We start from the raw sequence: 9,270 nt of genomic DNA, 5'->3' as shown, positions 1-9,270 counted from the left end.
CGAAATGCTAAAAGCACCAAGATACTTACCGCCACGTAAACCAGCAACAACATCTCTGTTTGAGCGGCCGATACCACCTCATTTCGAGCTGCCGCAATACCCATGTTTCCAGAGGCAAGCTGAAACTTGATATCGTTTGAATTATGCTGGGTTGCATATTCTTTCACTACATCGACCACTCGCTTTATCGTCTCTGCACGCCTGTCCTTTAAAAATACAAGGACCGGCATAACACTACAGTCAGCATTCAGGAGACCAGTATCGGTTTGGATAAGAAAGAGCGACTGAACTATAGTCTGCGGATTTCGCGGGATAATTCTCCACGCTGGATGCCCCTCATTCCACCCTGCATTTACAATTTTTATAATCTGGGGCAGTGATATCGTTGATTGCACTCCCTCAGTATTCTGAACTTGCCATGCAAAGTGATCGATCCGCCGAAGGATATCTGGATTAGTACACGCATCGGGATTCGTCTCAACGAGCACACTCAGAAGCTCAACTCCAATTGAATAGTGCTCAGTAATATAACGAGAATCAATATTGTATCGCTCGGTCTGTCGAAGCTCCGGAACCCCAGATCCCAGATCTCCAACTTTTACTTGCAGTGCTTCAAAGGATCCCAGCACTCCGAAAATAAGAGCAAAAGGGATACAGATATATGCTGCCTTTCCAGTAGCAAAAACACCAAAACACTTTGACAGCTTAATGACACTGCTTTCTTTTTTAGAAATTCGGTATTCGTTCACAAAAGACAGGCAAAGCGTCAGCAGCAATAGATTGCTAAAAAAGATCATGGAAACACCAAGCGCTGCCGTGAGCGCGAGCTCCTGAATAATACGAATTTCCAGCAACATTATGGTGAGAAATCCAGCCGCATCGCTCAGTAAAGCAACAGTCCCTGGTATCCACAACTTTCCTAAAGAACGCTCTGCTGCATCTCGTGCTGAGAGTGCTCCCTCCGGACCTTTGTCTGAGATCCCCTCTTTGAACGCATGAACTATCTGTACGCTATGAGAAATGGCTATTGCAAAAACAAGGAACGGAACCAGAATGGACATCGGATCGATCCCAAAGCCAAGAAGACTTAACATCCCAAGCCCCCACGCTACTGCAGCAAGAGAACACCCGAGGCTTAGTAACGTAAGGACCCATGAGCCGGTGAACCAGAGAACAAGAATGAGAGTAACAACGAAAGCAATTCCAAAAAACGTAATTACGCCAGAAGCCCCATCCGCGATGTCACCCATAGCTTTCGCAAAGCCTATAATTCTGATACGAAAACCATTTTTCTCATACTTCGCGCGAACCTTTGCCTCGAGCTCGCTGGCAACTTCTAAATAATCAAGTTGTTCGCCTGTTTGAGGATCCTGGTCGACAAGCTCTGCGCTCACCATGGCAGACTTAAAATCGTTCGCAACTAATCGACCAACGATATTTGCCTTAATAATATTTTCTCGAACAACAGAGAGCATTTCTGGAGTAGGCTGGAATTCTGCTGGAACAACATTCCCCCCTGAGAATCCCCCTTCCACAATCTCTACAAAGCGCACGTTCGGTGTAAAGATGGAACGAACACCTCCACGGTTTACGCCCTTTAGGTAGCGCACCTCGTCTGTTACAGCCTTCATGACTTCAAAGTACTCAGGCGTAAAAATATCCTCTGTCGGCGACTCAACGAGAACCAGCAAACGGTTGGCACTACCGAATTCTTTTCGGTGTTTCAAGAAAGTCTGAATATATTGATGCTTTTTCGGTAGCTGCTTTTCAAAACCAGCATCAACTTGAATTTTTGACGCCTGATATCCTAAAAAACAGGTAGCAAGCAGTAAGATGGTCGTTAGCACTATGCGGTGACGCAGAACGAATGCTGCAACTCGAGAAGAGAAGTCTGATTTGAGCTCAGCTACCATTTCCACTCCCGAAACTCTAAGACTCCCTGATCACTTGTAAGGAGAAGGAGATCATCAACTTTCTGAATCCCCGTCAGAGCTGGTCGCCCAGTAAGAGTTTTTTCTCTTAAGATCTTATTGTCCTCTACTGAAAATTCCACGAGCAGGCCCCCAAGACCCACAAGTACCACCCGACCATCTGCAACCTGAGTAGCGGCAAGAAAGGTGCGTTCAATACTTGTCTCAGTCTGATGAAAACTCTTTCCTCCATCAGAACTCAGGAGAATAGTTCCGCGTAGTCCATAGGCCATTACATATTGGTCAGCACCAGACTCAAGCGAGAGAACACCAAAGAGGCTCCCTCCGTATGGAGAACTGATGGAGATAAACTCACTTGACTCTCCGTCTGCACGAGCGATAAGACCAACTTCACCGACCGCAAGTAGCGCCCCATCTCTTAACTCAACAATGTCGTAGATATGGCGCTCCTCAGGATCAATCTGACAGGGACGCCAAGCCCTTTCCTTTCCCCTCAGACACAGTCCGTATGCTCCGACGGCGAGATAGTCCCCACTCGCGGTGGGCAAGATAGAGAAGAGAGCGGCGTCAGAACTGAGGTCCGAATAGACGACTTCTGCAATTCCATTAGCACCGTATGCAACAATAATCCCATCTTCCCCAACAGCATAGCGTCCATCCAGACTTAACGCGTTCAACTGAGACTGAGTTGGTAGGATCACCTGTTGCCAGTGCATTGCAGAGCCCACAAGGAAATGTCCCCGTTCTCCCACTACAAAACAGAGCCTATTCTCTAAGTTTTGTGGGCACTCCAGATCTTGCAAGAGCGATTGTTGGACAAGGCGATTCTCTTGAGAGGGGGTTGAGAACCCAAAGGGCGCTGGAGAAGCACTGGTATCTCCATGAAGCGGAGCAGCGAATAAAAATACTACGAGAAGAGAGCAAAAAGAAAAGTTCAAAGAGCTCTTACTAAAATCTTTAGTAAGAGCTCCTGAAAAAAAGAAACAAGAAAAAAGTTTCGGCATTGAGAAACTTATCTTCGACCAGCTCTCCTCAGCGCTTCTGGAGTAAAGTTTGCTAGCTCCATTGGCTTATCAAAGGTTTCGACCTCACCTTCATTGTTCAGACCGAACACGAGATATCTCCCATTCTGCAGATCGTAGTGCGCTTCCGCTGTTTCCCACACAAGTGGATTTTCATAATAGTTAATGGTGTAGGCCTCTGAATACCTCCAGAGATTCCCCTTCCCATCGTACTGGTCCACCGCGAGCACTTGCCACGAATCTTCGTCAATATAGAAGACCCTACGCGCATAGATGTGGCTCGTCTCAGGACGGAGTGTTGCATCAACTACCCAAACCCTGTGCAACTCGTAGCGCAGATAGTCAGTATCAAGGTGCCCTGGAGTAAGGAGTGTATCGTGCTTTAGCGTATCGCTGTGCATCTTGTAGGCATTGTATGGGACATACATTTCACGCTTCCCTTTTAATTCCCACGTATACCGGCTTGGGTCTCCATTGAACATATCAAGCTGATCGCTTGTTCTTTGCGCATCGGCTGCTGTTCCCGGGTTGTCGTAAGCAACGTTTGGAGCTCGTCTTACTCGCCGCTGCCCAGGGTTGTAGGTCCATGCACTCCGCGGGCTTTCAACCTGATCAAGGGTCTCATGAACGAGAAGAACGTTTCCAGCAAGACGGGCTGGCTGAGTTACCTCCTGGAGAAAATAGGCATACTTGTTGTCTATTGTCTCGGTAGTAGCTCCGGGCTGTGAATACGCCCAAATTGCTCTCTCATCAATGGTTACTGGAACGTACGAGCCTGAGGCTGTGGGTGCAACCTGCTGTATGGTCCTATGAACCGTCTCCCCTCTATACCGAAGGAGGTGATTCCAGATAGCTTCAGTACCATTTTGTGGTATCGGAAACGGCACTCCAAAAGAGGCGTTCCGGACCCCATTCCCTTCGTTGGTTAGCTCCGCGGTGCGAGCATTCTTCATCGTTGAGTCATAGTATTTCTGCGAATAAGAGGCACTACGTCTGGTCGGATACACGTTCATAGTGAACGTATCTGGATAGCGCTTAAACATCGCTAGCTGACCAGGCGAGAGCTGCTTTTCATACTTACCGACGTTCTTTGACGAGATGGTAAACCGTACCTTATCACCAGCGAACGGGTCTGGGTGATGCTGTCCCTTTACATACCCAGCTGGAGGAGATGTGATGCCTCCCTTCCATGCAGGAATAGCCCCACTGGCGTTGCCCGCCTGAACCGCACCGAGAGGTGTCAGTTCCTTGCCAAGCTTTGCAGCCTCTGCTTCAGGGACCTTTGCTACAGCAACACTTGTAAAACATAGAAGCCCCGCCACTGTTAGTGCGCCTTCGATGATTCGCATACTCGCTCTCCTCTTTTCTCGCATTATACTCTTGCTCACAAAATTACCTAAATCGAATTCTAGAAGAATACACTTCCAAAAATCGAAACAAAGTCTCTATCACGTAGCAGATTATACCGCCCGCCGTCGAAGAAGTTCGTATAGGACACTCCAACCTGATAACGGTTCAAATAATCAGCAGCGACAGTCCCCGTAATGGTTTTTCTATCATCTACAAAGTTCGTGATTGGTGCAGGTGATGTCCCCTTGTCATGCTGGAAAGCAAGAGAAGGACGTATATTCCACGCTGCGATAGCATTGTTGAAGTCAGCCCGAGTAACGAGACGATACCCCCAAGAAAACTTGTCAGCAAAGCCGTCAGTCTCTGTTTCAGGTTGAATACCCGCAGCAGTAAAGAACGGATTCCCTGTTGTGTAGGTTCCTGGTCCCTCCAGCCTCAGCTCGTCTTTATCCGGAAAATCCCGAAAGTAAGAGAACCCAGCTTCTGCCAACATTACCCACTGGTCTGCGCCAGCCCAAGGTCCAGTCAGTTGAGTTACTGTCACCTGACCTTGAATCATATCTCGCTCGATATACCCCTGAATCGTTTCATCAAAACCGAACGAACCGACTTGATTTGCACCAAAAACGGGATTCAGCGGTGTAAGCGCCGCAAAGAGAAGCTCTACGTCATCCTTCTGAAGAGGTTGATCAAATCGATAGATAAATTCCCCTTGAATCGCCGTTCCTTCAGATCCCACCTGGGTGTTAAAGCTCGCCCCAATAGTGTTGATGTCTTCTGGATACTCTATAAAGTACTCCGCGGACGCTGCGTAATCTCCCGCGCCAAGACCTGCGAGAGAACCAGTCACTGCACCAATAAGTGGAACTCTGCTGTGAACATGCGTCCAGTAGAGACCAAATTCAGTGTCATTTAATTCAGGCACAAACCAGCGAGCCGCTAGACCAAACTGTCCCTGGTTGCCGGCATCTCGGTCGCTTCCGCGCGCAACAGCAATTCCGACCGGTCCAGCAACTCCGAGACCGTATGGCGCAGGATTATCTGGAATCCCTGGAGCGCCAAAACCGAGGAGCACCGTATTTCCACCGGGGCTAGCAATATCGGTCGTCGAGAAGAAGGTGCCTTCTGGCTCTAAATCTGTGTGGTCGAATCGGAACTGATAAAACGCCTCAAAAGAGAGGTTTTCATCCACACTATAGTTAAAATCAATGGCTGGCATTGGAATCAGAGCGTTCTGAAGCGCTGCGCCTGCTGTTCGAAGTCGAGTCACATCAACAGGATTAATAGAGATAAGACCGTTCGGGATGAAAGTGCTTTCACCCCAGTTAATTACCTGTTGTCCTGCACGGATGGTCAGTGCTCCCTCATCCCCAATATTAAAATCCTGAGTTACGTAGGCATCGAGAAGACGAAAGTCTCCACCAGCAAAACGCTCAGCAGATGGAGAGAAGCTGGTTCTCTCTGTACCCTGAGTCATCACCATCCAATCCCAAAAACCAAAGGTTCGGATAAAGAGACTTGTTCTGTCATAGGAGAGATCGAGCTCATTCGTGATGGAGCCGACCACCGAGGTGACATCACCGTGGTCATAATTGAGGTTCCCGTTATCCCCGTTAATCGAGTTTCCAGTCCCTCCGTTTTGACGACCGATGATGCTTTCGTCGCGACTCTGCGCTCTGATAGTTGTTCCTAGTGACAGAGTCGTGTCAAAACTTCCCTCAAGTTCACTATCATCACCAAAATCAAGCTCTTTGGCCCCCGCTGGAAGTGAAACCAAAAGAGATGTCAGAAGAAACGAAAGACAACTACGGGAAACAACAGAGCGACAAAATAATGTGGTCTGTGGAAGCAAGCGCATAAGCTACTCTCCTAAAATTTGAATTCGTAGAGCACAAAACTGGCTCCGAGATCTTTGTACACAATTCCACGAAAGTTCATCAACGGCTAGTGTACTTTTTCACAAGATAAACCGTCAGGCCTAACGCTCGCGGAGATTCGTCTATTTTTTTACCCGAAAATTCGATAAAACGCTGTTCTGCTAACGGACCTCTAAGAAGTCACAAAAATAAAATTCCTGGATTGCGTTCGGGAGTAGTACATAGTGAGATGTAGGGCATCACGTGTGTCTGTTATTCACCACCAGAGGGAAACTCACTATGACAATTCACCGGTTCAAGGCTTTTGCTGCTACCTTTCTTGCCTTTTCACTTGTCCTCTTCGCATCAGGTTGCGGCGGAGGCAGTAACGACGACAGAAGTCCAATTGATTTTACAAATGGAGCAACTCTGTCTGGAAGTATCGACGGGGCACCATTCAAAATCGCTGTGCCACCAGCGGATCAATGGAATGGAATTTTACTTATGCACGTACATGGCTACAGAGATAGGGCCAGAACCGAAAACGAAAAGGATAATAGAGTCGCTGAGGCCGCTCCAGGAGGAGAAGCGACAGAACAAGCGCTCGTAGCTCAGGGGTTTGCCGTTGCTGGTTCTGCCTTTAGTAGAAACGGTTGGGCGGTTGAAGAGGGGCTGGTTGACACCGTTAACCTGACGGAATATTTCAAGCAGAGATTTGCTCCTCCACAAGCGACTGTACTTCTCGGAGTTTCAATGGGGTCAGTAATAGCCCTCAAGAGCATCGAACTTTTCCCTGATCTTTACCAGGCAGTTATCGGCTTATGCTCTGTTGGGGGAGGTGCTACCAGAAACTTTGACTTAGCCTTAGGCGTACTCCTCGCGTACGATATTATATACGGACTTCCCGAAAATTTTGGATTCCCTGCTGGAATCTCCTCAAACTTCGACTTCGATAATGATTTTGCTGCAGAGATTCTGCAACAGACTCAGGTTCCAGAAGGACAGGTAGGGCTGGAGTTCATCCGCCTTGTAAGCAATATTACGTCGGAAGCGTTCGCCAAGGATCTCTTTAGCTTATTCTTTTTTGCGACAGAGGCTCTTTCCGAGCTTATCGATCGAGCCGGCGGCTCTCCTATTCAAAATCTGAATGCTTCCTATTCGATTCCAGACATAGCTCGAATCCAACTCGAGGCACTAGGATTTCCCGCGGGTCAAATCGTAGCTGGCATGAATCAAGGAACCGTGTTCCCAGCAAACCCAGACTCTCGATCGTACCTCGTAGACAATGCTGACTTTAGTGGGAACCATAACGCCCCTGTTCTCCTCATGCATACCATTCATGATGGTTTCGTACTTCCTGCAAACCAAGAGGCGTATATTGACCTCCTTTCTTCGCAGGGAAGAGGTGCTCAGGTGTTCGGCACATACGTTGACAGTGTAGGTCACTGTAACTTTACAGGGAGCCAGATTGGAGCTTCCATCGCGGCAATGGGTAAGTGGCTTGCAGCTGGGATACGCCCAACGGCAGCTGACTTTCCTGAAGCACTCGGGTTTGATAACAACCACACACCTGCTCCGTTCCCTTATTAGAGAGCAGGGAACGACGAAGCGACCATTGGCTGAAAAGGTGATATCAGTTAATGGTCGCTGAGTCGCAACTCAGACACTTCTTCCTTCTCGAACTCACCTCAGAAAAATTCAGGAAGTGACATCTATCCCCTCTTTGCAACCTATCCCCTCTTTTTAACCTGTCCTATCCTGCATGTAACTCACGTAACCGACTCCATCTTACTCTTTTCTTCGGCTTACCCTGTAAGCATTCCTCAACACCTACAACCATTGAGATATGCAAGTCTTACCGGATGATGTGGAAAAATTAAGCCGTGGGAGAGCCAGTCAGGCAAAGATTGGCTCCAGAGCGACCCCGCATCACCTGCGTGCTCACGAACGCGAAAAGTTTGAGGTAGCGAAGCGCTCAGGATTTCTTGCCCTAAAGTCAAACGATAGAATCAACCTAAAAAATATCTATGAAAAGTGGTGCTGTGCCCAGGGGGTTCTTGCTGTGATTCTAGACAGGAGCAAGGGCGATACCCCGACTCTTACCCTCAGCACCCCTCTGGCGAATAGTGGAGAGTTACTAGCGCCCCAGCACTTGAAACAATTTGATGAGGTACGAGGTGCCCTAAGCAACTGTTATCCTGCATGGGAAGGATTTCACAGAGAACTCGAAAGCCAAGCTCGGCTCAGTATTCCCCTTGAGACAACTCCACGGGAGTTTGCTTTACAGGTTAAACAGCTGCTTCGCTGCCGATGAATTCACAAAGTTATGTTTATACAGTCAGCTGATTATGATCGCTTCTTGTCTTGCATGAGCACAAACGGCTGAGCAATCGTGCAAGTAAACTCTCGGGTTCTATCCTCCTCCCACTCCGCTAACTGCTCAGCTGATGGTTTTGAGAGCTTGCCATTCGCTATCCATTCCTTCACTAAGGATGTATCGTCTCGGGCCACTGCCTTAGCGCTCTCGTTCAGATCAAGGTCAGGCGAAACCACAATAAGAGCATCTCGCTCAAGGTGCGGAGCGAGATGATGCCACGCAACATCTGCTATCTCTGGCTTCCGGTCTTCGGAGGATTGATTCATCATTCCGAGAGAGTAATACAACAACTCCCCCCATTCAAATCTTCATCCAGACGAGCGTGCTCGACACACAAAATAGAGCCTTTCTGACTTCGAAGCTGAAGGCCTCTCTCGCTCAAAGTCACGAACCGTAACAACCTGAAAAAAGGGGTGAAGCAGCTCTCTGACCTTTGCCGCTGGATACGCAGCCTCTGGAATAACCTCCTCAATCAGACGAAACTGTTCCTCGGCTAACGGATGAAACAATCTGGCATGCCAATCAAAAGTGTTTTTCCCACGCTTTGTCACATTCAGGATGTAAGTGCTCTCTTCAAATTCATGAACGACAGGCGGTTGAGCCGCTAAGCGGCTCAACTTCTGAGGTGTATTGATATCAAAAATAAATATTCCACCGGTCATCAGATGTTTGTAAACGGAGCGAAAGACCCTTTGCCAATCATGAAGAGTCGTCAGGTGGTTAATCGAGTCATA

General features: G+C 48.1%; 8 protein-coding genes. 2 read left to right on the top strand and 6 right to left on the bottom strand.

The window, feature by feature from the left end; all coding sequences use genetic code 11:
• The 4 genes from EBR25_11295 to EBR25_11280 form a co-directional block, all read right to left on the bottom strand.
• Positions 1-1,913: RND family transporter (locus EBR25_11295; protein NBW41568.1), on the bottom strand; the 1,913-nt coding region annotated here is incomplete at its 3' end.
• A complete protein-coding gene (locus EBR25_11290; protein NBW41567.1) occupies positions 1,907-2,935 on the bottom strand; it encodes a hypothetical protein in 1,029 nt (342 codons plus the stop codon). The genes EBR25_11295 and EBR25_11290, both read right to left, overlap by 7 nt.
• Before the next feature lie 8 nt (positions 2,936-2,943).
• Positions 2,944-4,302 (bottom strand): DUF1329 domain-containing protein, encoded by a 1,359-nt coding sequence (locus EBR25_11285; GenBank protein ID NBW41566.1) that lies wholly within the window; start codon positions 4,300-4,302, stop codon positions 2,944-2,946.
• A 59-nt stretch (positions 4,303-4,361) separates the two neighbouring features.
• The gene (locus EBR25_11280; GenBank protein ID NBW41565.1) at positions 4,362-6,161 is read right to left on the bottom strand and encodes a DUF1302 domain-containing protein; all 1,800 of its coding nucleotides are present in this window, start codon (positions 6,159-6,161) and stop codon (positions 4,362-4,364) included.
• 298 nt (positions 6,162-6,459) lie between these two features.
• Here EBR25_11280 and EBR25_11275 point away from each other — a divergent pair, with 298 nt between their 5' ends.
• Together EBR25_11275 and EBR25_11270 are read left to right on the top strand one after the other, a co-directional pair.
• The gene (locus EBR25_11275) at positions 6,460-7,749 is read left to right on the top strand and encodes a hypothetical protein (protein ID NBW41564.1); all 1,290 of its coding nucleotides are present in this window, start codon (positions 6,460-6,462) and stop codon (positions 7,747-7,749) included.
• Between the two features lie 256 nt (positions 7,750-8,005).
• Positions 8,006-8,473 (top strand): hypothetical protein, encoded by a 468-nt coding sequence (locus EBR25_11270; protein ID NBW41563.1) that lies wholly within the window; start codon positions 8,006-8,008, stop codon positions 8,471-8,473.
• Between the two features lie 32 nt (positions 8,474-8,505).
• Here EBR25_11270 and EBR25_11265 read toward each other — a convergent pair whose 3' ends face one another.
• Both EBR25_11265 and EBR25_11260 read right to left on the bottom strand, forming a co-directional pair.
• Positions 8,506-8,805: a DUF2288 domain-containing protein gene (locus EBR25_11265; GenBank protein ID NBW41562.1), complete on the bottom strand. Its 300-nt coding sequence runs from the start codon at positions 8,803-8,805 to the stop codon at positions 8,506-8,508.
• A 39-nt stretch (positions 8,806-8,844) separates the two neighbouring features.
• Positions 8,845-9,270, bottom strand: a 426-nt coding sequence (locus EBR25_11260) for a hypothetical protein (protein ID NBW41561.1), incomplete at its 5' end; no start/stop codon positions are given.

The organism is bacterium (genome assembly GCA_009926305.1).
Lineage (GTDB): Bacteria > Bdellovibrionota_C > UBA2361 > UBA2361 > RFPC01 > RFPC01.
The sequence above is the reverse complement of the archived record's forward strand: the minus strand, read 5'-3'. Positions and strand labels throughout refer to the sequence as shown.

What these genes read in the sequence shown, in the direction of transcription:
- EBR25_11290 (NBW41567.1), bottom strand. Translation starts at nt 2,935, where the DNA reads ATGCCGAAACTTTTTTCTTGTTTCTTTTTTTCAGGAGCTCTTACTAAA.
- EBR25_11285 (NBW41566.1), bottom strand. Translation starts at nt 4,302, where the DNA reads ATGCGAATCATCGAAGGCGCACTAACAGTGGCGGGGCTTCTATGTTTT.
- EBR25_11280 (NBW41565.1), bottom strand. Translation starts at nt 6,161, where the DNA reads ATGCGCTTGCTTCCACAGACCACATTATTTTGTCGCTCTGTTGTTTCC.
- EBR25_11275 (NBW41564.1), top strand. Translation starts at nt 6,460, where the DNA reads ATGACAATTCACCGGTTCAAGGCTTTTGCTGCTACCTTTCTTGCCTTT.
- EBR25_11270 (NBW41563.1), top strand. Translation starts at nt 8,006, where the DNA reads ATGCAAGTCTTACCGGATGATGTGGAAAAATTAAGCCGTGGGAGAGCC.
- EBR25_11265 (NBW41562.1), bottom strand. Translation starts at nt 8,805, where the DNA reads ATGATGAATCAATCCTCCGAAGACCGGAAGCCAGAGATAGCAGATGTT.